The sequence below is a fragment of the Luteimonas viscosa genome (genome assembly GCF_008244685.1).
Lineage (GTDB): Bacteria > Pseudomonadota > Gammaproteobacteria > Xanthomonadales > Xanthomonadaceae > Luteimonas > Luteimonas viscosa.
Genome location: NZ_VTFT01000001.1, coordinates 916105 through 937235 on the forward strand (window position 1 = coordinate 916105; position 21131 = coordinate 937235).

22 protein-coding genes and 3 pseudogenes are annotated in these 21131 nt (G+C 69.8%); 10 read left to right on the forward strand and 15 right to left on the reverse strand.

Translation table 11 applies throughout. From position 1 onward, the window contains the following. Positions 1-40: 40 nt before the first annotated feature. The 5 genes and pseudogenes from FZO89_RS04180 to FZO89_RS18440 all read right to left on the reverse strand — a co-directional run bounded on the left by FZO89_RS04180 (position 41) and on the right by FZO89_RS18440 (position 2630). Entirely contained in the window at positions 41-373 is a 333-nt protein-coding gene (locus FZO89_RS04180) for a thioredoxin family protein (RefSeq protein ID WP_222928085.1), read from the reverse strand. Next, a complete protein-coding gene (locus tag FZO89_RS04185; protein WP_149102074.1) occupies positions 370-771 on the reverse strand; it encodes a host attachment family protein in 402 nt (133 codons plus the stop codon). Before FZO89_RS04185 ends, FZO89_RS04180 begins: the two co-directional genes overlap by 4 nt. A 281-nt stretch (positions 772-1052) precedes the next feature. Continuing rightward, a pseudogene (locus tag FZO89_RS04190) lies at positions 1053-1952 on the reverse strand (manganese catalase family protein); the annotation flags it as partial. A 315-nt stretch (positions 1953-2267) separates the two neighbouring features. After that, entirely contained in the window at positions 2268-2456 is a 189-nt protein-coding gene (locus FZO89_RS04195; RefSeq protein WP_149102076.1) for a hypothetical protein, read from the reverse strand. A 12-nt stretch (positions 2457-2468) separates the two neighbouring features. Further along, positions 2469-2630 carry a hypothetical protein gene (locus FZO89_RS18440; protein ID WP_187471036.1) on the reverse strand — a complete coding sequence of 54 codons (162 nt, stop codon included), beginning with the start codon at positions 2628-2630 and terminating at the stop codon, positions 2469-2471. 447 nt (positions 2631-3077) lie between these two features. On the opposite strand from FZO89_RS18440, the gene FZO89_RS04200 reads away from it, so the two are divergent. Then, the gene (locus FZO89_RS04200) at positions 3078-4340 is read left to right on the forward strand and encodes a tetratricopeptide repeat protein (protein ID WP_149102077.1); all 1263 of its coding nucleotides are present in this window, start codon (positions 3078-3080) and stop codon (positions 4338-4340) included. A gap of 36 nt (positions 4341-4376) precedes the next feature. Continuing rightward, positions 4377-4706, forward strand: a complete 330-nt coding sequence (locus tag FZO89_RS04205; RefSeq protein WP_149102078.1) for a DHCW motif cupin fold protein — start codon at positions 4377-4379, stop codon at positions 4704-4706. An 89-nt stretch (positions 4707-4795) separates the two neighbouring features. Here the strand turns inward: FZO89_RS04205 and FZO89_RS04210 are convergent, their stop codons facing one another. Further along, positions 4796-6226 carry an MFS transporter gene (locus FZO89_RS04210; protein WP_149102079.1) on the reverse strand — a complete coding sequence of 477 codons (1431 nt, stop codon included), beginning with the start codon at positions 6224-6226 and terminating at the stop codon, positions 4796-4798. A 405-nt stretch (positions 6227-6631) separates the two neighbouring features. Between FZO89_RS04210 and FZO89_RS18735 the strand changes: the two are divergent. The 4 genes and pseudogenes from FZO89_RS18735 to FZO89_RS04225 form a co-directional block, all read left to right on the forward strand. Beyond that, positions 6632-7034, forward strand: a pseudogene (locus tag FZO89_RS18735) (PAS domain-containing protein); the annotation flags it as partial. 68 nt (positions 7035-7102) lie between these two features. Then, positions 7103-8032 (forward strand): annotated as a pseudogene (locus FZO89_RS04215) (sensor histidine kinase); the annotation flags it as partial. Continuing rightward, entirely contained in the window at positions 8029-8394 is a 366-nt protein-coding gene (locus FZO89_RS04220) for a response regulator (protein WP_149102081.1), read from the forward strand. The pseudogene FZO89_RS04215 and the gene FZO89_RS04220, both read left to right, overlap by 4 nt. 56 nt (positions 8395-8450) lie before the next feature. Continuing rightward, complete coding sequence (locus FZO89_RS04225; RefSeq protein WP_149102082.1) at positions 8451-8645, forward strand: hypothetical protein; 195 nt, start codon at positions 8451-8453, stop codon at positions 8643-8645. Between the two features lie 27 nt (positions 8646-8672). On the opposite strand, the gene FZO89_RS04230 is transcribed toward FZO89_RS04225, so the two are convergent. Both FZO89_RS04230 and FZO89_RS04235 read right to left on the reverse strand, forming a co-directional pair. After that, positions 8673-10355 carry an ATP-binding protein gene (locus FZO89_RS04230; RefSeq protein ID WP_262378519.1) on the reverse strand — a complete coding sequence of 561 codons (1683 nt, stop codon included), beginning with the start codon at positions 10353-10355 and terminating at the stop codon, positions 8673-8675. Further along, positions 10342-11856: an ATPase domain-containing protein gene (locus tag FZO89_RS04235; protein ID WP_149102083.1), complete on the reverse strand. Its 1515-nt coding sequence runs from the start codon at positions 11854-11856 to the stop codon at positions 10342-10344. Before FZO89_RS04235 ends, FZO89_RS04230 begins: the two co-directional genes overlap by 14 nt. 355 nt (positions 11857-12211) lie before the next feature. Between FZO89_RS04235 and FZO89_RS04240 the strand changes: the two genes are divergently transcribed. From FZO89_RS04240 to FZO89_RS04250, 3 genes are all read left to right on the forward strand, one after another. Next, positions 12212-12943 (forward strand): hypothetical protein, encoded by a 732-nt coding sequence (locus FZO89_RS04240; protein WP_187471037.1) that lies wholly within the window; start codon positions 12212-12214, stop codon positions 12941-12943. Positions 12944-13019: 76 nt separating this feature from the next. Then, a complete protein-coding gene (locus FZO89_RS04245; protein ID WP_149102085.1) occupies positions 13020-13499 on the forward strand; it encodes a transporter substrate-binding domain-containing protein in 480 nt (159 codons plus the stop codon). Further along, positions 13496-14440 (forward strand): cation efflux transmembrane domain-containing protein, encoded by a 945-nt coding sequence (locus tag FZO89_RS04250; RefSeq protein WP_149102086.1) that lies wholly within the window; start codon positions 13496-13498, stop codon positions 14438-14440. The genes FZO89_RS04245 and FZO89_RS04250 overlap by 4 nt, the downstream gene beginning before the upstream one ends. A gap of 160 nt (positions 14441-14600) precedes the next feature. Here FZO89_RS04250 and FZO89_RS04255 read toward each other — a convergent pair whose 3' ends face one another. The 3 genes from FZO89_RS04255 to FZO89_RS04265 all read right to left on the reverse strand — a co-directional run bounded on the left by FZO89_RS04255 (position 14601) and on the right by FZO89_RS04265 (position 17181). After that, positions 14601-14909 (reverse strand): hypothetical protein, encoded by a 309-nt coding sequence (locus FZO89_RS04255; RefSeq protein ID WP_149102087.1) that lies wholly within the window; start codon positions 14907-14909, stop codon positions 14601-14603. A gap of 130 nt (positions 14910-15039) precedes the next feature. Continuing rightward, complete coding sequence (locus FZO89_RS04260) at positions 15040-16365, reverse strand: DUF2254 domain-containing protein (protein WP_187471038.1); 1326 nt, start codon at positions 16363-16365, stop codon at positions 15040-15042. Between the two features lie 180 nt (positions 16366-16545). Next, positions 16546-17181, reverse strand: coding sequence for an HD domain-containing protein (locus FZO89_RS04265; protein ID WP_149102089.1), 636 nt, complete (start codon positions 17179-17181; stop codon positions 16546-16548). 221 nt (positions 17182-17402) lie between these two features. On the opposite strand from FZO89_RS04265, the gene FZO89_RS04270 reads away from it, so the two are divergent. After that, on the forward strand, positions 17403-17651 hold the full coding sequence (locus FZO89_RS04270; RefSeq protein WP_149102090.1) for a hypothetical protein: 249 nt from the start codon (positions 17403-17405) through the stop codon (positions 17649-17651). Between the two features lie 46 nt (positions 17652-17697). On the opposite strand, the gene FZO89_RS04275 is transcribed toward FZO89_RS04270, so the two are convergent. From FZO89_RS04275 to FZO89_RS04290, 4 genes are all read right to left on the reverse strand, one after another. Beyond that, on the reverse strand, positions 17698-17931 hold the full coding sequence (locus FZO89_RS04275; RefSeq protein WP_222928086.1) for a hypothetical protein: 234 nt from the start codon (positions 17929-17931) through the stop codon (positions 17698-17700). 103 nt (positions 17932-18034) lie between these two features. Further along, positions 18035-18541 (reverse strand): YciE/YciF ferroxidase family protein, encoded by a 507-nt coding sequence (locus tag FZO89_RS04280; RefSeq protein ID WP_149102091.1) that lies wholly within the window; start codon positions 18539-18541, stop codon positions 18035-18037. Positions 18542-18845: 304 nt separating this feature from the next. Then, entirely contained in the window at positions 18846-19379 is a 534-nt protein-coding gene (locus FZO89_RS04285) for a glycine zipper domain-containing protein (RefSeq protein WP_222928087.1), read from the reverse strand. A 211-nt stretch (positions 19380-19590) separates the two neighbouring features. Next, a complete protein-coding gene (locus FZO89_RS04290; RefSeq protein ID WP_149102093.1) occupies positions 19591-21129 on the reverse strand; it encodes a peptidoglycan-binding domain-containing protein in 1539 nt (512 codons plus the stop codon). Positions 21130-21131 lie beyond the last annotated feature (2 nt).

The window sequence follows — 21131 nt, forward strand, 5'->3', positions numbered from 1 at the left end:
CGCCTGCGCCTGCGCGCCGGATTGCCGCGCCACGTGGGAATCAGCTCGAGGCGTCCAATGCCGCTCCGAGCGGCGCGAGGTCCTCGCGAGACAGCGGGCGCACGACGCGTGCCTGTTCCTCGCCGGCGCGCAGCAGCACCAGCGTGGGCCACAGCTTGACGCCGAAGGCACGACCCAGCGGCTTGCCGCGTCCATCCTCGACCTTGAGATGGGTGAGGCCCTCGCGCGCCGCCAGCAGGGCCTGCAGCGCCGGCTGCGCGGCGCGGCAATGCCCGCACCACGGCGCGCCGAATTCCAGCAGTACCGCGCCGGGCATCGCGTCCAGCTCCGCACGCGCCGGTTCCTGCGCCGCGAACTGCGCCTGGTAGGTCACGACGGCCGGAGCGCGCGCTCGATGTCCTCCACCGGCGCGTTGGTCAGGGTCTTGGCCAGCTCGGTCACGGTGCGCGCCAGGACCTCCTTGTGCAGCAATGGCCGCATCCGCCCCAGCGTGGTCGGATCGGCGATCAGCACCAGCGCCTCGTACTGCTGCTTGAGCGCCCCGTCGTTGAGCGCGAGCGCCAGCTGCTTGGCGAACGTGGCCTCGTCGATCTGCTGCCCTGTCGACTCGCCCGGCATGCTGCCCGCGGGGCCGTCGTCGTCCATGTTCATCAGCTCGCGCAGCTCCACCTGGTGCAAGGACAGGGAACGTTCGTCGCCCCGATTGCGGAACAGGCGCGCGCCACCGCCATCGGCGACGACGACGAGCGCTTCGGAGGGAACCATGGTCATGTGCGTCTCCACTGGAATCGGAGCACTACCTTCCGCGAGCGCGGATCAAGATGGCGTGACCTGCAACGGGACGCCGTGATCGACGGGCTGCTGCGGCACCGTGAGCCGCCCACGCCGCAAGCAAGCGCGCCCGGGCATGCCGGGCGCGCCTGCTGCCTGCCATCCTTCCGTCGGATTCAGCGCTTCGGCCTGGACTTCGACTTGCTTGCCGATGTCGACTTCGCGGACGACTTCGACTTCGTGCCCGACCCACTGCCCGCAGGCGCCGCCTCTGCGGCCAGTTCGACCTTGGAGGTTCGCGCCATCGTGCCCTCCGCCTTGCCGAGCTCGATGCCGGTCACCGGGTTGGCATCCGGCGCCGAAGTGGAACGTGCGGCCATCTCGTCCACCAGCTTCTTCTGCGCCGACGGCAGGCGCACGCTGGCCGTGCCATCGCCGCCATCCACCGCAGTGAACTGCGCCGGATCACTGACGTAGTCGAAGTTCTCGTCGCTGTTCCACGGGCCGCGCATGTCGCCCTCGCCCTGCGAGGCGTTGACGTACATCTCCTCGAACTCCGGCATGCCGGCCAGCTTGCCCGGCGGGAAATTCGGCTCGATCGCGTACAGCGCCTTCTCGAACGACTTCTGGTGCGACATCTCCCGTGTCATCAGGAACGCCAGTGCCTCCTTCACCCCGGGATCGGCGGTGACGTTGATCAGGCGCTCGTAGACGATCTTGGCGCGCGCCTCGGCCGCGATGTTGGAACGCAGGTCCGCGGTCGGCTCGCCGATGCTGTCGATGTAGCCCGCGGTCCACAGCTGGCCACCGGAATTGATCAGCGCCGGCCCGCCGCCGTACAGCACCTGGGTGAGGTGTGAATCGTTGCCCGCACCCTGCAGCGAGCGGAACAGTTCGCCTTCTTCCTCCACCGCCTCGGCCAGGCGACCCTTGGCCCCCTTGTTGAGCATGCACACCAGCGAACCGATGACCTCGAGGTGGCTGAGTTCCTCGGTGGAGATGTCGAGCAGCATGTCCTTGCGGCCCGGATCGTCCTCGGCCAGGGCCTGGGTGAAGTAGCGCATCGCCGCGGCGAGTTCGCCCTGCGGCCCGCCGAACTGCTCGAGCAGCAGGTTCGCCAGCGCGGGATTGGGTTCGGACACCCGGACGGTGTACTGCAGTGTCTTGTTGTGGGTAAACATGTGTCGATTCCTTGCCGTGAGTGTCGTGAGGCTTGTCGTGGGAAAGTGGGATGGAGGGTGACGGGATCGGACGGATGCGCAAGCGCCGGAGCGCGCGCGGCCCGTCGTTGCCTGGCGGAAACCAGTCGATTCGAATGGCCGAAGCGTGCACCCCCCGGAGTGGCGGATCGCGACCGGATCCATGGCGCAGGGGAACGCAGTGCAGGCCGTCGGCCTTTTTTCAGCTATCGGGGGCGATGGCCCCCGCGGCGGGTGTGCGCCATTCGTGCGCTGCGGTTGCCGCATCTGTCGTTCGAGGGCGCCTCGCCTTCATCTTCATCGCGGCTCCGGTGGCGGCTGCTTCTCCGGTTCGGGAGGTGCGTGGCGCTGGGTGCCGCCGTCGTGGATCGGCATCCGCTCCTTGCCGAAGGGCGACCAGCTGTTGCGGTCCCCGCTTCCATGCGGATAGGACCGCTGCTCGCGCGCTGCGTCGCCGTCGGGGCCCTGCTTTTCGTTGCTCGCCATGGCGCTTTCGTCTCAATGCCCCTGCAGTTCGGGATCGCGATCGGGACCCGAACCGGGATCCTGCCGCGGCTGCTGGCCGGGCGGTTGCCCGGGGTCGCGTCGTGGCGCGTCCTTGTGGTCCGGCGCGTCCGGATCCGGCTGCTCCGGATCATGCTTTCCTTGGTTGTGGGTCATCTGCATTCCTCCTTGCCGGCCGTCGTTCCCGAAGCGCTACCGTGGACCTGCTTTCATGCAGGACGCGTGAGGGGAATTCAGCAACCTGAGTACTGCGACGGCATGCGAGCCCGACGCGGCGGTGCGCCGGTGCGCCGGTGCGTCGTATTGCAGTGCTTGCGCCCGCGAACACGCGATGGCGCAAGTGCCAGCGGCGAGCGGACGCGCAACAGCACCACGGCAGAGACCGGAAGACGCCGCCGCGCAGAGAGGACGCGCAGCGGACGGCCGCGGTCTATCGTCGTCCCTGCCATCCGCCGGAACCGCGATCCCACCCCCGTGGCGCGGCGCCGATGCGACCCGTTCGCAGCAGGCCATCCCGGCCGGCCGGCCACCCTCGACCGCGTCCTGCCCCCGACAGGGTGGCGGGCGCCTTTCCGCACGTTGCAGAGCACCCCGATGACCAACATGCACTATCCCCACCTGGCCGCGCGCGGCGCGATCGCCGGACTGCTGTCCCAGTCCCTGGAGAGCTTCCTGGGCTTCTTCGGCGATCCGCTGGCGCCCCTCGCGCAAGCCATGGAACTCGATCCCGACCTCGCCGAAGCGCGCGTGCTGCGCGCCTGGATGCTGATGACCGCCGGCGATGCCAGCCTGGTGCCGATGGCGCGCGAAGACGTCGCCGTCGCGCGGCGCTCCGCCGCCGGCACCCGGCTGTCTCTGCACCTGGACGCGCTGGAGCGCTGGTGCGGCGGCGACTGGCGTGGCGCCGCGCGGGCCGTGGAGGACATCAACCTGCAGTTCCCGCACGACGTGCTGGCCCTGCTTGTCGGCCACTTCCTCGACTACTACGTCGGCGACGCACGCACCCAGCTGGTGCGCACCGAACGCGCGATCGCGCAGTGGGATCCGCAACGGCCCGGCTGGCATGCGGTACTGGGCATGTACGCCTTCGGCCTGGAGGAGAACGCGCGATACCGCGAGGCGGAACGCTTCGGCCGCATGGCGGTGGAGGTCGAGCCGCGCAATGCATGGGCACAGCATGCCGTGGCGCACGTGCTGGAAATGCAGGGACGTCCGCGGGACGGCATCGCCTGGATGGAGTCGAACCCGCACTGGCAGGCCGACAGCGGCCTGTCTCCGCACAACTGGTGGCACCTGGCCCTGTTCCACATGGCCCTGGGCGACCTGGAGCGGATCGTCGCGCTCTACGACGGTCCGATCACCGACGGCGTCGAGCCCCGGCCGCTGCCCCTGCACGACGCCAGCTCGATGCTGTGGCGGCTGCGCCTGCGCGGACAGCCGCTGGGCGACCGCTGGAACGAGCTCGCCGACCGGTGGGCACCCTACGCCGACGAGCAATGGAGTGCGTTCAACGACTGGCACGCGCTGATGGCCTTCGTCGGCGCCGGCCGCGGCGACCTGGTCGAACGCAAGCTGCGGGCGCAGGCAGACGCGCAGGCCCGCGGAGACTACCGCACCGGGCTGGCCGATGCCGGCCACGCCGTGTGCCGGGCGATCGTCGCGCACGGCAACGACGACCACCGCCGCGTGGTCGAGCTGCTCCGGCCCATCCGCGGCCAGACGCATCGGATGGGCGGCAGCGTGGCGCAGCGCGACCTGGTCGAACTCACGCTGATGGATTCCGCGCGCCGCTCCGGCCAGCGCATGCTCGCCGACGCGCTCGAGGCCGAACGCCACAACGCGATGCAATGGCGTGCCGCGGCCTGACCCGACCCCGCCTGCGGCGGCACCCCGGAGACATGCATGCGCCTGACGCCCTTCCCCTTCTGCGCCACCGACTGGCAGGCGTTGCCCGCCACCCGCTTCCCGGGCGACCGCGGCTGGGCGGACGTGCGCATCCAGTCGTTCGCCGACATGTGCATCCGCCTGATCGAGTTCAGCGCCGGCTACGTGTCCGACCACTGGTCCGCGAAAGGCCACGTCGCGGTCTGTCTGGACGGCGAGCTCGAAACCGAACTCGATGGCGGCCGCTCGATCGTGCTGCAGCCGGGCATGACCAGCCAGCTCGGCGACCGCTCCGGTCGCCATCGCTGGACGACCGCCGGTGGCGCAAGGGTGCTGGTGATCGACTGAGCGCGGGCGAGGTCGGCTGCGTTGCCTGCCCACGCGGGGGGCCGGGCGACCGCACGCCCCACGGGCCGTGGCATCGCCCGGCATGCGCCTCACCCCTGCGGCCGCGACTCCACCTTCGGCTCCGCCACCTCGCGCCCCGCCTGCGCGTGGCCGGCCATTTCCGCGCCGGCACCCGGCGCGAGCCTGCGCATCTGCCAGGTCGAGACCACCGAGATCAGGCCCACGGTGAGGAAGGCGAAGGTGAAGTTGATCGGCGCCTCGTCCGGCCGGCCGCTGAGCGTGCCGGCCAGGCTCAGCGCGAAGCCGCCGATGGTCACGCCCAGGGCGAGCGCGATCTGCTGCGCCATCGCGGCCAGGCTGCTGGCCTGGCTCATCCGCGCCTGGTCGATGTCGGCATAGGCGATCGCGTTGAGGCTGGTGAACTGCAGCGAGCGCAGGAAGCCGCTGGCCAGCAGCACGCCGACCATCAGCGGATACGGCGTGTCGGCGCGGAACAGGCCGAAGCCGCACAGCATCAGCGAGGCCGCCAGCCCGTTCCACACCAGCACCGGGCGGAAGCCGAAGCGGTGCAGGATGCGCGGCGCCACCACCTTCATCACCATCGCGCCCGCGGTCGAGGTGAAGGTGACCAGGCCCGACTCCAGCGGATCGAGCCCGAACGACAGCTGCAGCATCAGCGGCAGCAGGAAGGGCGTCGCACCGATGCCGATGCGGAACAGCGAACCGCCCACCACCGCCGTACGGAAGGTGGGCACGCGCAGCAGGTCGAGCCGCAGCAGCGGCTGCGGATGGGTGCGCGCATGCCACGCGTAGGCCGCGATCAGCCCGGCACCGGCCAGCATGCACGCCGCCAGCACGGCGCCCGGCACCAGCCCGCGGCCGATCGCCGAGAGTCCGAACATCGCCAGCGCCAGCCCGCTGGCCGACAGCAGGAAGCCGCGCACGTCCAGCGGCCCCACCGCCTGGCGCAGCTCCGGGATGTGCCGCCACGCCAGCCACATGCCCAGCAGGCCCATGGGGATGTTGATCAGGAAGATGAAGCGCCAGTGCGCGTAGGTGGTGATCGCGCCGCCCAGCACCGGCCCCAGCATCGGGCCGAGCATGGCCGGGATGGTGAGCCAGCTCAGCGCGCGCACCAGTTCGGACTTCTCCACGCTGCGCAGCAGCACCAGCCGCCCCACCGGCACCATCATCGCCCCGCCCATGCCCTGCACGAAGCGCCCGGCCACCAGCTGCCCCAGGCCGTCGCTGGCCGCGCAGCCGAGCGAGCCGAGCAGGAACACCGCGATCGCGGCGATGAACACGCGCCGCGCGCCGAAGCGGTCCGCCACCCAGCCGCTGACCGGGATGAACACCGCCAGCGCCAGCATGTAGGTGGTGATCGCCAGCTTCAGCGCCACCGGTTCAACGCCCAGGTCGGCCGCGATCTGCGGCAGCGAGGTCGAGATCGCCGTCGAGTCCATGTTCTCGATGAACAACGCGGTGGCGACGATCAGCGGAAGCAGGCGTTTGGGAGACAAGTGCGCGCGCGTGCCGGAGGGAAGCCCGCCATTGTCGCGTTCCGGGCGGCCAGGCGATGTGAGCGATGCGCGCGAGGCGGGCGCAGCCCTTCGCGGCCTTTCCCTCACCCCTGCCCCTCTCCCGCAAGCGGGAGAGGGGTTCGACCCGGCCTTCCATCCTGCCGGATGTTCGAACGCTCCCCTCTGCTGCCGCCCGGAAGGGGGTTTGCGACGGTTCCCTGCTCCCGCCTGGCGGGACCCCGCCGCGTGATCGGAGTCGTCGGAGGCACGGCTTCGCGCTTGCCGCCATTCGCGGACTAGTGCCTGGAATGAACGCGCCCTTCACCGGCAGCGAGGCAAAAGCCATTACATTCCCTCTTCGGTTTTTCCGCTTTCAGACAGGGGGAGCGCGTTGTGGACGGCCCGATGCAGCCGGGGAACGGGACCAGCGAGGCCGACGGGATCACCGAAGGCGCGAGGCTGCGCCTGTACGAAACACTGCTGGCCGCCACCCCGGACCTGGTCTACGTGTTCGACCTCCAGCACCGCTTCATCTACGCCAACGAGGCGCTGCTGACGATGTGGGGCCTGGACTGGGACGAGGCGATGGGCAAGACCTGCCTGGAGCTCGGCTACGAGCCCTGGCACGCGGCGATGCACGACGAGGAGATCGAGCGCGTCATCGCCACGCGCGCTCCGATCCGCAACGACGTCCCGTTCCGGCACAGCACGCTCGGCTGGCGGATCTACGACTACATCTTCATGCCGGTGCTGGGGCCCGATGGCCGGGTGGAAGCCATCGCCGGCACCACCCGCGACGTCACCGACCGCAAGCGCCAGGAGGAAGCCCTGCGCCAGAGCGAGCAGCGCTTCAGCGCGATGGTCAACGCCACATCGGACCTGATCTACCGGATCACGCCGGACTGGCGCCAGGTCGCCGTGGTCGGCGGGCGTGCCGCCGGCAAGCTGCCGCGCGGCGATCTCAGCGGCTGGTCGGCCGAGCGCATCCATCCCGAGGATCGCGAACGCGTGGCCGAGGCCATCCGCCGCGCGCGCAATTCGCTGATGCCCTACGAGATCCAGCACCGGGTCGAACTCGCGCCCGGCGAATGGTCCTGGATCGCCGCCCATGCCGTGCCCCTGCGCGAGGAGAGCGGCGAGGTGGCCGAATGGTTCGGCGCGGCGACCGACATCACCGACCGCAAGCGCAACGAGGAACAGCTGCAGCGGCTGGTCGACGAGCTCAACCACCGGGTCAAGAACACGCTGGCCATCGTCCAGGCGGTGGTGTCGCAGACGTTGCGCAACTGTTCCGACAAGACGCTGGCGACGGAAATGGTGGAATCGCGCCTGCGGGCCCTGGCCGCCACCCATGACGTGCTGACGCTGGAGAAATGGAAGGGCGCCAGCGTCGAGGAGATCGTGCGCACCGGTGTCTCGCATTGCATGGACATCGAGCCCGGTCGCTTCGACACGCAGGGGCCGGAGGCCAGCCTCGATCCCCGGCGGGCGGTCGCCCTGTCCATGGCGCTGCACGAACTGTGCACCAACGCGGTAAAGTACGGTTCGCTGTCCGTGCCCGGGGGCGGCGTCCGCATCCGCTGGACGCGCCAGGGCAATGGCGGTGGAGAACTCCTGCTGGAGTGGCAGGAGCACGGCGGACCGGCGGTCGAGCCTCCCACGCGCAGCGGATTCGGCTTGCGACTGCTCGAACGCGGCCTCGGACACGACCTCGGTGGCGAGGTCACCCTCGCCTTCCCGCCCGAAGGCGTGCGCTGCCGCATCCGCACCCTGCTTCCCCACGACACCACGCGAGACACGCCATGACACGCAGAGTCCTCATCGTCGAAGACGAATCGCTGCTGGTGATGGTGCTCGAGGACCTGCTGCCGGAACTCGGCTACCGGGTGGAGGCGACCGCGCACTCGGTCGACACCGCGACCCAGGCGCTGGAGCGCCACGAGCTGGATCTCGCCATCCTCGACATCAACCTGTCCGGCGACAGCTCGTTTCCGATCGCCGATGCGCTGGCCGCGCGCGGCATTCCGTTCCTGTTCGCCAGCGGGTACGGCCAGGCCATCCTGCCGGAGCGCCACGCCGGAGCGGTGCTGGTGCAGAAGCCCTTCGGCCTGCGCGAACTGGAAGAAGCCCTGGCCAACCTGCCGCAACGCGAGCAGGCCGCCCCGTAGGGCGTAGCCGCAACCGCGATGCTGCAGCCCCCGGCAGCCCCATCGAAGGCACCCGCATGACGCCCCTCGACAAACCCCTGCGTCGCGAACTGCAGATCGACGACCAGCCCTACACCCTCACCCTCGATCCCGAGGGGCTCAAGCTGGTCCGCAAGGGCCACCGCAACGGCCTGGAACTGCGCTGGCGCGAACTGGTCAGCGGCGACGCGGCGTTGGCCACCGCCTTGCGGGCATCGCTCGAAGCGCGCTGAACGCGGCGGAGCGCACGGCTCGCGCCTTCAGGCTTCCCTGGCGAACGCTGCCAGCTGCTGCTGCACCGCCGTGCGCAGTTCCTCGATGGCGTAGGGCTTGCGCAGCACCGGGATGCCCAGTGCCACCGCTTCGCTTCCAGTGGACTCGGCGAAGCCGCTGGTCAGCAGCACCGGCAGTTCCGGCCGGCGGCGCCTGAGTTCCTTGGCCAGCTCGATGCCGTTGGTGTCGCCGGGCATCATGATGTCGGAGAACACGAGGTCGATCCTGCGACCGTCCGCCAGCGCGCCCAGCGCGGCCTTCGCGCTCATCGCGTGGACCACGTCGTAGCCGATCGCGCGCAGCATCTCCTCCACCAGGGTCGCCACCTCGGCATCGTCTTCCACCAGCAGGATGCGGTGGCCCGGCGCCGAGGCGGGGCCGTCGGTCGCCGCATCCCCGCCTGCCCTGGCCACGCCCTGGCGCGACCGCGGCAGCAGCAGTGTGATCGTGGTGCCCTGCCCGACCACCGAATCGATCGTCACCCGCCCGCCGGACTGCTTGGCGAAACCGTACACCTGCGCCAGACCGAGGCCGGAGCCCTTGCCCACGTCCTTGGTGGTGAAGAACGGTTCGAACGCGCGCTCGCGGATCTCGTCGGTCATCCCGGCACCGGTGTCGCGCACCGAAAGCCGCACGAACTCCCTGCCCGGTCCGGGACCGTCGCCGCCCTTGACCACGTTGCGGCCGGCGATGGTGATCGAGCCGCTGCCGTTCATCGCGTCGCGCGCATTGACCGCGAGGTTGAGGATCACCAGCTCCAGTTCGCCCGGATCGACGAACACCGGCCACAGGCCCGCGGCGAGTTCCACCGCCACGTCGACGTCGCCGCGCAGGCTGCGGTCGAGCAGTTCGCTCATGTTGCCGATCAGTTCCGCCAGGTCCACCGTCTCCGAACGCAGCGCATGGCTGCGCGAGAAGGTCAGCAACTGGCGCGTGAGCGCGGCGCCGCGTTGCGTGGCCTGGCGCATGGCCGACATGAAGCGCGCGCGGCGCGCCGGGTCCTCGTGACGCTCCAGCATGTCCAGGCCCGCGGTCACCACCATCAGCAGGTTGTTGAAATCGTGCGCCACGCCGCCGGTCAGCTGGCCCAGCGCCTCCATCTTCTGCGCATGGCGCAGCGACTGCTCCACGCGCACGCGTTCGGCCATCTCCTCGCGCAGCCGTTGGTTGACGTGGCGCAACTGCTCGGTGCGGTGCTCCACCTGCACCTCCAGGTTGGCGGCAGCGGCATCGCGCGCGTCCAGCAGCACGCGGATCTCCAGCTGCCGCCTGCGTGCGCGCAGAGCGGCCTGCAGCACGCTCACCAGGGTGATCGGCTGCACCGGCCGCTCGATCAGGGAGACGTTGCCCAGGCGCTCGATCATCTGCTGCCGCCAGGCCGCCACCTTGGGGTGGTCACGCAGGGTGGTGAGCATCACGAACGGCAGGTCGGACCAGGGCGGCTGGCGGCCCACCCAGTCCACCAGCGCTTCGGACTGCTGGCCGAACAGGCCCTCCTCGGCGACGAACACCGCCGCCGCGTCGTCCAGCCCCGCCAGCAGGCAGGCGTAGTCCGGGCAGATCCGGGTCTCCATTCCGCCACGATGCAGCAGGTCGGCCGCGGTGGTGGCGTCGCGCCCGGTGGGGGCGAAGACCAGGATGGTCTGGCCGTTGGCCTTATCCCGTTGCACCGTAGTTCCGATCCAGCAGGGGTTCTTCGCTGCCGGTGTAGACGGGCGTTCCGGTAAGGATGCCGCTGAAATCCTTGAGCGGCGGACCCACGACCAGCCCGTTCCTGCCCAGCTGGAACTCGCGGATGGTCTGTTCGTGCCAGCCGCTGCGCTTCTTCACCACCGACAGCGCGCGCCGCACCTGGCCGGCGTGCTCGAAGTAGCGCAGCATCAGCACCGCATCGCTGAGGTAGCTGATGTCCAGTGGCGCCTCGATCGGTCCCACCAGCCCATGCTGGGCCAGCACCAGGATCGTCAGCACGCCCTGCTGCGCGAGATAGGTGAGCAGCTCGTGCATCTGCAGGATCAGGAAACGCCCGTCCGGCATCGCATTGAGATAGCCGTTGAGGCTGTCGATCAGCACCACGCGCACGCCGTCCCTTTCCACGCGCCGGCGCACGATGGCCGCGAATTCCCCCGGCGACATCTCGGCCGGGTCGATCTGCTGGAAGACGACCAGCCCCTGGTCGATCGCCGCCGACAGGTCGAGTCCCAGCGCCCGCGCCCGCGCCTCGATCGTGCCGCGCCCCTCGTCGAAGGCGAAGATCGCACTGCGCTCGCCCCGTTCGGCCGCCGCGATCGCGTAGGTCAGCGCCAGCGAGGATTTGCCCACGCCCGCGGAGCCGATGAACAGCGCATTGGTGCCGCGCTCCAGTCCACCGCCGAGCAGCTTGTCGAGCGCGGCATTGCCGCTGGGGGTGAATTCGCCGGAGAACTCGGTGTGGTGCTCGGAGGCGACCAGCCGCGGGTAGACGTCGATGCCGCCCTTGCAGATCCTGATGTCGTGGAAGCCGCCGCGGAACTCGATGCCGCGCATCTTCACCACGCGCAGGCGCCTGCGCTCGGCGCCGTAGTCGATCGCCAGTTGCTCCAGCAGGACCACGCCGTGCGAGATCGAATGCAGCTGCAGGTCGTTCTCCGCAGAGGTCATGTCGTCGAGCAGGACCACGGTGCAGTTGCGGTTGGCGAAGAACTGCTTGAGCGCCAGCACCTGGCGCCGGTAGCGCAGCGAACTCTGGGCCAGCAGCCGCAGCTCCGACAGGCTGTCGATCACCACCCGGCTGGGGTTCGAGGCGGTGACCCGGTCGAGGATCAGGCGGGTGGTTTCGCCGAGCTCGAGTTCGGCGGGGTGCAGCAGCGTGATTTCCTGGCTCTGGTCGAGCGTGGTCTCGGGCGGCACCAGTTCCACGATGTCCACGCCAGCCAGGTCCCAGTCGTGGCGGCGGGCCACCAGCTTCAGTTCGCGCTCGGTCTCGGACAGGGTGATGTACAGCACCCGCTCGCCCTGGCGCGCGCCCTCCAGCAGGAACTCCATTGCCAGCGTGGTCTTGCCCGCGCCGGGCCGGCCTTCGTAGAGGTACATGCGGTCGCGGTCGAGGCCGCCGCCGAGGATGCTGTCGAGCCCGCGGTTGCCGGTCGACACACGCTGGTTCTGGTTGTCCGAGCCGTCTGAAGGTGACATGCAAACCATTCCTTTCGCTTCGACTCGGGCGGCGATCCAGCAGCGTCGCCGGGCGGCACGGTGTCGCAGGGTGGCCCGCTCTCCCGCGGGCTGTGTGCCTGCCGCCCGGCGAGCCGAATCGGGCGGCGTGTGGGTACAGGTTCGTGTACGCGATCGACTATGAATGGGCCTGCGTGAAAGCCGCATTGAGCGCGTCGCGCCGCCTCAGCAGGGGTTCACGCCGCTGACGCAACACGGGTCCACTCGCGTTGGTTTTCATCCGCTCTTCACGAATTCTTTGTTGCATTCGTTCTCTTGCCGGAGGCGGTAGAGCCTGCTTGCAGCGCCCGCCACGCATCCGGCTGCGGCGGCAGCCATGCGCTCGCGGACACCGGGCATCGGAGACAGCGTTTATGCAGCTGAATCGGGCCCGTACGCGTTTTCACGACGCCGTGGCGAGCAGCGGCCCACTCTTCATGCCCATCGGTTCGCAGCGCATCGGAGCACAGTCGTGGACGTCAACTCCATGGAAGAATCCTTCATCCGCGTCCATCGGGACCACGATTCCCGTTCGCCCGAACTTTCCGATTCCGCCGCCGTCGACACCGGGCCTGCCACCGATACGGCGACCCCCGGGGCGGCGACGTGGTCGCTGCATGAGTCCGTCCCTGCCGGCCATGATGCGGACACCCAGGACATCCGGATCGACCGCACCGACGCGTTCGTCATCCGGCAGGCCCGCATCGCGTCGCCGGCCGACGACGTCGCCGACGCCGTGCATGCATCCACGCTCCTGGACGACTGCGTGTCCGAATTCACCCGTCGCCTCCAGGCCTGCATGGCGCTGACCGACGACGAACACTTCCGGACGCGGGTTCTCGCCGACATCCAGGCGCTGAAGACGCGTTGCCGGCCCGAGGACGCCTTCCGTTTCGAGCTCAAGGCCGCCCGCGTACTCGCGGAGTTCGGGTTCACCGCGTGGCCGCTGGCATCCGACACGCTGGCGCCCTCGCAGGCGCACGGGATGGCGCCCGTCGTCGACGCACCGGCGACCGGGGACGACGCGGCTCCGCAACCGGATCCGCAGACCGGCGCCCGGGCGGTCTGACGGGGATTGCGTGGGACTCCGCGGCGCTCTGCGCCACGGCGACAGCCTGTTCACGCGACAACGTCCATAAGGCCGCATGGCCGGATTCACCCCGCTCTTCGCACCCGCACTCGCGACCCTGTTCGCGCTGTCGGCGTGCGACCGCTATCCGCGCGATGCCGACGACCTCACCGCGCAGGCGGCCGACGCCGGCATGCGCGTCGGCGCCAGCCACGACCCGCCCTACGTGCAGGTGTCGGCAGACGGCGGCGTCACCGGCGTGGAAGCCGAACTGGTCCGGCGCTTCGCCGATGCGCACGGCTATCGCGTGACCTGGGTGCCGGGCGGCCACGACGCGCTGATGCGCGATCTCGAACGCACCCGGCTGCACGCGGTGATCGGCGGCCACCATCGCAAGTCGCCGTGGAAGCCGAAGGTGGGCTGGTCGCGACCGCTGCACCAGCGCGCCACGGAAGATGCGCCGCTGCCGGAGCGGCAGATCGCGCTGCCGCCAGGCCAGTCGCAATGGCACCTCGCCTTCGACCGCCACCTCGTCCGGCACGAGGGCGCGCAATGAGCATCGCCAGGCGCCCACCGTCCCGCGCACTGCCGGCGGAACAGCAGCACGCCCTGCGTCGCGCCGAACGCCTGTGCGGATGGACGCTGCTGTGGATGTCGCTGGTCTCGGCGTTGATGTACTTCGCGATGGGCGGTTCGCAGGCGATGAAGACCGCGCTGATCGAGGACCTGCTGAGCCTGGTGCCGCCGATCGCCTTCCTGGTCGCCAGCCGCTTCCGCCGCAAGGGCGTGGACCACGAGTACATCACCGGCCGCGAGCGCGCGTTCGACGTGAACTTCCTGATCTCCGCGGTCGCGCTCACCGGCGTGGGGCTTGCGCTGGTGTACGACGGCCTGCACACCCTGCTCAGCGCCACGCGCCCGGTGGTGGGCACCGTGGTGGTGGCCGGGCACGTGGTCTGGCAGGGATGGGTGATGATGGCCGCGCTGGCGGTGTCCGCGGTGCCGCCGATCATCCTCGGCCACAAGAAGCTCGCGCTGGCGAAACAGCTCTCGCTCAAGCCGCTGCACACCGACGCCGACATGGGCAAGGCCGACTGGATGACCGCGGCCGCCGGCATCGTCGGCGTCGCCGGTATCGGCTTCGGCCTGTGGTGGGCGGATGCCGCCGCCGCGCTGGTGATCGCCGGCAGCATCCTCCACGACGGCGTGAGCAACCTGCGCGGCGCGGTACGCGACCTGCATGATGCCCGCCCGCAGCAACTCGACCGCAGCGACCCCGATCCGCTGCCCGCCCGCCTGTGTCGGGAGATCGCCGCCCTGCCCTGGATGGAAGGCTGCGGCGTGCGCCTGCACGAGGAGGGCTTCCACCTCTCGGGCATCGTGCTGCTGGGCAACCGCAACCTCACCGCGGCGCAGGTGGAAGAGGTCCGCGCGATCGCGCATGCCATCGACTGGCGGCTCGACCAGATCGACGTTTCGCTCGACACCCCGGCGTAGTCGCGACATCGCGACGTCGCCGTCGTATCGCGCGAACCGCCCGGTGACCGCCGTTTCCCTCGCATCCTCGCCCACCGTATCGCCAGGAAGCTGGCGCGCTTCGACCGACGCTCGCTGCACTGCCCGGCTTTCGCCTGCGGCTTCCCTTGCCTCCCGCCCCCTACAACCGCTCCACCGCACTGGCGCGTATCAGCACCTCGTCCTGCCGGAACCGCTGCTCGAGCGCCTCGCGGTAGGTCGCCCACCAGCCATGGTCGACATGCGGCGCCATCACCTCGAACAGCACCACCTCGTCGCGCTGCACCGCGCCGCCGTCGTCTTCCCATGCGCCCACCGCGGGCGCCCGCAGGAAGGCGGTGACGCCGCCGAAGCGGTCTGTGAGCTCGCCGCGGACGGTGTCGTACAGATTCTTGGGGAAGGCCTCGCCCTCGTTGTCGTACAGCGGAAGGAACAGCTGGATCAGGTGCATGGGGGTGCCCACTCGGTCGCGGATCGGCGCCCGCACACCATGGCATGCGGCGCGTGCGCGCAGTGTTGCGACGGCCCCCTTCTGCGGCTTCCGCGCGCGCCGCATGGCGCGCGATGGCGGTGGCGACTGTCTAGCCGCCGGCCAGGTGTGCGTCGCCCGCCAGTTGCGCTTCGATCCGTTGCCGCGCGTCGCTGCACGAGGCGGTACGCCGCGCCACCTCCGCCACCATCTCGCGCTTGTGGTCGAGCAGCCGCCGCCGCCGCGGCGAACCGGTCACGCGCCTGGCCTGCGCGATCGCCCGCAGCATCTGCAGCAGCATGGTGGTGTTGCCGTGCGCGTTCTCCAGGATCTGGTCGAAGGTCAGCCCCAGCAGGCGTTCGAACCCGGGACCCGCCGGCAGCACGCGCAGGATGTCGCCGTCGCGCATCGGGCGCGGTTCGATGTGGCGCCCGGCGAGGCGGCGCAGGATCAACGACAGGTAGTCGAGGCTGGTCGCCGCGGTGGTGGTGTCGTTGATGGCGGGCGACAGCGCCTTGAGCGCCACGTCGACCAGCTGGCGGATGCCGAAGGCCACGTCCTGCTCGATGGTGCGGTAGGAATCGATGGCGAACAGGCCCGCAAGGCGACGCATCGCCTGCGCATCGGGCGGGCGCTGCGCGCCGATGCTGGCGACGGCGAGATCCGGGCCGGCGAAATCGCCGAGGTGGCATTCCATGCGTACCACCACGTCGTGCTCGCGGGCGAATTCCAGCAGCGCCTGGTACTGCACGCGCTCGACATACCCCATGTGCGTGGCGTGCACCGGGTACCAGTGCAGGCCGCCGCCGGCATCTCGATCCAGTGGTGTTTCTTCTCCCACCAGCGCATCGGGGAAGACGGTGTCGATCGTGTCCAGGGTGTCGACGGCGATGCCATGGGTGATCGCGCCCGACTGGATGGACGCGGCCACGTGGTGGATGAAGAACACCAGGAACGCCACCGCCACCAGCGCCAGCAGCAGGCCGGCGGTGGCGGCGACCAGCGGCACGAAGCCCTCCGCATCGCCATCGCTGCCGGTGATGGTTCGCATCACGCACAGGCAGTAGGCGAACACGCCGAGGAACACGCCCAGCACCACCTGGTTGCCGCGGTCGCGCATGAAGTTGCGCAGCACGCGCGAGGTGTATTGCGTGGACGTCTGGGCGAGCGCGACGATGGTGATCGAGAACACCACGCCCGCCACCGTGACCATGGAACCCGCGACGGTGGCCATCAGCTCGCGGGCGCCGTCGGCGCCGACCGCGAACATCCACGGCCAGTATTCGCCCGGCGCGCTGCCGAGCCGGTGGTCGAGCGCCACCAGCCCCAGCGCCAGGACGATCGACGCCAGCACGATGCATGCGGGCAGGAACCAGAAGCTCGACCGCAGGCTGATCGCCAGCTTGCTCAGGGTGGCGCTGGACAGGCGTGTGGGCACGGGATCTCCTCGAAGGCACATGGAGGGTCGCGGGGCGGCCGTGCAGGGAACGCGAAGCGGGGGCGCACGCCCCCGTCGGCAAGCGCGCGTGCGCGGGCGCGCGGCGCGGCGCCGCGGCAAGTCGATGACGGAACGACCGCAGCGCATGCCCGCGGGCGGGAAGACCCTCGCGGGTGCGGCCTAGCGCGCCAGGTGCAGGCCGAAGTCCTCGCTGGCGCCAGCGCCGGTCGCGGCTGGATGGCCCAGGGGCGCGGGCCCCAGGGCATGGGCCGCATCGAACAGCGCCTCCAGCCCGGCGTGGGTACCGCGCAGGCGATCGACCACGGCCGCGGCCCAGTCGAAGTATTCGCGGCGGCGGTAGGCGGGCCAGTCGGCCGGCGGAAACTCGGCGAGGTCGCGCAGGTTGGCGATCTTGTCCGCCAGTTTGATCAGACGGGCGCCATGCGGCACCTGCGCGGCGTGCTCGACCTGCAGGCGCTTGCGCTCGGCCCTGGGCAGCGTCTTGTCGTCGGAGACGGCCTCCACCAGGCGCAGCACGGCGTCGCCGAAGCGCCGACGCAGCGTATCGCGGCCTTCGCCGCGACTGGCCTGGCCGTCGTCGCCACAGCAGTCTTCCAGGTAGTCGTGCAGGGCCGCGGCACAGAGCACCTCGGCATCGTCGATACCCGCCTCGACGGCGAGGATCCGGACCAGGGCGACCGGGTGGTTGATATACGGCGTGGCATCGACGTCCCTGCGTCGCTGCGCTCGATGGGCGTGCGCGGCGAACGCGATGGCGTCGACGACGCGGGCGAGTGGTGCGTGGTGTCCGGTCATCGAGGAGCCTTGTGGTCCGAGCCCAGAATGCCCGGGCAGTGTCGCAGGAGGAGAGACGGCGGGCGCCTGCCGGGCGCGGGCCCCGCATGGCCTCGCAGCGGAGCGCCTGTCTGAACAACGACGGGCCCCTGTTCATCCTGCTGGCGCCCGGGTGGCGCTAGATTTGCTTTGCCACAGGGGGCGAGCCCGCCTGTCGTGGTCCGCATCCGCATGGAGTTCCCGTGTCGTTTTCCCTCTTCGAGTGCCAGGACGGCACGCTCATCGTCGTGCCCCGGGGCCTCACGCCGCCGCTCGCCGCGTACAAGGCGCATGGCGAGTTCGTGCACCTAAGCGACGAGTGCCAGCACCTGTACGACACCGCGCTCTGGGACGAGATCTCCCGGGAAGTCGATCGCACGCTCTACAAGGTCGTGCAGCCGGAGGTGGCGCTGCGCATCTTCGACGTGCCGGACCGGCAGCGGACGGACTGATCGCCGCGTCCCGCGCAGACCACGCTGGCGGCGTGGCGGATGCCCGCTAGGACTTCCTGCGCTGGTCGCCCCGGTCTCCCTGCCCGGCCGGCACCGTGGTCTTCGCCGACTTGCGCACATCCTGCGACAACGACCTGCCCACATCGTCGCTTTCCTTGATGCGCCCGTTCTCGTCGCGACGGATATAGCGCTTGTCGCCGTTGGGCGCGATCAGTTCGCGCTTGGCTGCCGACGACGTCGACCTGCCGCCCTTGCCTGCACCGCTGCTCTTCATGGCCATCGGGGAAACTCCCTGAGTGATCCGGAGAAAGGGCGCCCCCTGAGGGGCGCCCGTTGGGCCCGGCGCGCCGGCGGGTGCCGGCGATGCGACGGGCCTGGCGCGATCAGGCGGCCTTGGTGTCCATCTGCGCGCGCTCGTTGCCGCCCTGCTCGGCCAGCATGGTCAGCTTCTCGTCGGTCGCCTTCTCTTCCTTGAGGGTCTCGAGCAGGAGCTTGAGCGCATCGCGCTGTCCCTGCTGCTTGGCGAGCGCGGCGAGAGTGCCGTAGGCGGCGATCTCGTAGTGCTCGACCTTCTGCGCGCCGCCGATCAGCGCGGCATCGCGCAGCGGGCCCTTCTCGATCGAGTCGATGACGTCCTTGCCCTCCTCGACCAGGCCTTCCATCGCCGCGCACTTGATGCGCTTGAGCTTGATGCCCATCAGCTCGACGATCTGGTCGATGCGCTCGATCTGCACCTGGGTTTCTTCCAGGTGGGCCTCGAAGGCCGCGACCAGCCTGGGGTTGTCGGCCGCGCGTGCCAGCCGCGGCAGCGCCTTCGACATCTGCTTCTCGGCGCTGTAGGTGTCGGACAGTTCGTGGATGAACAGTTCTTCGAAATTCTTGACGGACATGTCGATGGCTCCAGTGGATGTCGGGGGATTCCCTGGACTGCGGCCGCTACGGTGCGTGCCGGCACAGGGGAGTGAAGCACCTGGTGGAAATGGTGAAACGGGGTGTGGGTCGTGTCGAAACCTCGGCAAACGCAGCGTCATCTCACGCGCAGTGCATCCTTCGCGGAGTTCGCCGGATGCGATTTGCATTGCCGGTCACTACGCGTTCGTACTCTGGCGTTCGCCCTGCAATGCAGCGGAAACGAGGGTGGCATGCACGAGGCCCCGCGGACGGGGCCTCGCGTGTTCTCCGGCTGATCCGCGGTCAGCGCCCGTCGCCGTCCGCATCGCCGGGCAGCGCGCGTTCCACGCGGTGCCAGGCAGCGCGGGTGGCGTCGCGTGCCTCGTTCCATTCCAGGCGCGAGTTGCCGCGGCCGCGCTCGTACTCGGCGCGCAGCTCCGGCTCGGCCTCGTCGAAGCTGCGGTCGGCATAGCGCTCGCGGGCTTCGTAGCCGGTGCGATACGCCGGCGCGTAGTCGTCGTAGCCGAACTGCTGGTTGTGGTACGGCTCCTTGGTGTAGTTGTCGCGCCAGTAGGCGTCCTCGACGGTCGGATTCACCTTCTCGCCGGCGGCCTTACCGCCCAGGCCACCCACCACCGCACCCGCGGCGGCGCCGACCATCGTGCCCACGGGCCCCGCGACCGAACCGATCGCCGCGCCGGCGACGCCGCCTGCGGCGGCACCGAGGCCGGTGCCGACGGGATGCGCGCCGGGCGTGCCGGTGATGGGATCGCGGTTGGCGTCGTTGTTCGGGTCCTGCCTGGCGTCGCGATGGAGGTCGCGGTTGTCGTTCGTCATTGCCATGCTCCTTGATTCGGCTCGATGCCGGGCGTCAAGGTGCGCGCCGCGCCGTGAGCGGCGCGTGTTGCGGAAGAACAATTTTCTGAACGCCGCGCGCGCACATTTAGCCTTGTGCAAACGGCGTGTGTTCGGCGTTGCGAATGTGTTGCCGGCGCCCGTGGCTTCAGCCTTCGCCCCTGTGCGGGGATGGGTCACCGCACCACGTGGATCACCCCATTGCGTGGGGCTGCTGGTGTGCCGCCGCGACTGCCGTGGATTCGATCGCGCGATGCCCCTGCGGCGACGTGGCCGCTTGCATGCCAGCGAGCGCTTCGGCCTTGCGGTAGCTGTCCTCGCACGGGGTGGCGACGGCGTCGGCCGTGCGTACGTGCGTCCAGTTCGCGGCAGGATCGGCGGAGGCGTACGGTCCACGGCGCTCCATGTGTACCAGGGCGCCCGCCGGCAGCGTGGCCGTGGCATCGTTGAGGACGAGGGCGATCTCGTCCCTGCCGGAGAACCCGCATTCCTTCGCCTTCGCCAGCAGGCTGGCGCCCAGGCGCTCGCTGGCCGTGTCCCAGTCCTTGCCGACCGCCCGGTCGAGTCCGCGCACGCCCGCGCGGATCCGCAGCAGCAGCGCGTGATCGGGATGACCCGGATGCGCGGGATCGGGAGCGCGTTCCGGCAGACGCGCGGGGGCATGGCCGGGATGTGCATGGTGGACCGGCGCGCGTTGCGTCCGGGCAGGATCGACCGGATGGCCGGCATCCGGAAGCGGTTGCCAGGGACGCACGGTGTACGCCGGATCCAGGCCCTGCCGGACGTCGCGGAGGACCTGAGGCACTGCGTTCGCGAGGTCGGGATCCGGCGCGGGCCGCAACGGCCCCAGTGGCCTGTCCAGGTTCACGCGCAACGCCAGCTGGACGGTGGCGGGATCGATGTCCCCGGTGCGCGGGATCCGGTGGTCCTGCTGGAACGCCAGCAACGCGCCCTGCATGTCGGGCCGGTACACGCCATCGATGGCGATGGGCCGGTCGCCGGCGGCGCGGTAGCCATCCGCCACCAGCGCACGTTGCACGGTGGCCACGGGTTCGCCCGATTCTCCGAGGCGGAAGGTGGCGTCGTCGATTACTGGCTGTGCGGTGACGCCAGCGCGATGCGCTGCCTCGACGGCGAGCCGTCCACTCGCCAGATCGTCGACATAGTTCCTGAAGTTCTGGTAGTGACGCGTGTCCATCTCGATGTGAACGTGGATGTGCGTTCCCGGTGCAAGACGCAGGCCCTGATTGTTCTGGGTGCCGAGCGAATCCCCGTAGGCAACGTCATCGCCTGCAGCCACTGCAATAGGATTGAGATGGCGCACGCGCGCAACCACTTCTCCCCCCCGCCGATCAAGGAGCTCCACCAAGCCGTTGGCGCGATCGACCCGGCCAACGTGGCCGGCAATCGGTGATGGCACGTCAAGCTGCCGACGCCCATCACGCTCAAGGATGAAATCCTTGATGAGCAACACCTGGTCCTGCTTCAGCGTGCCGTACTCGTCGGTCCTGGCGGTCTCAACCTCTTGATAGGCGCCGCCAATGAACGCATGCGAGCGAGTAGCGGGGCGCTCGACACCTAGAATTTCGCCATCCGCCATCTGGGCGTCGGCATTCGCGCGCGGATGGTGTGTCACCAGATCCTCGAACCCCGTGACGTCTTCGTTGCGCGCGCCTCGCTCATCGAATACGAACTGCCGTACCGTATAAGCCGTCCCTGGCCCGTTCGACATGG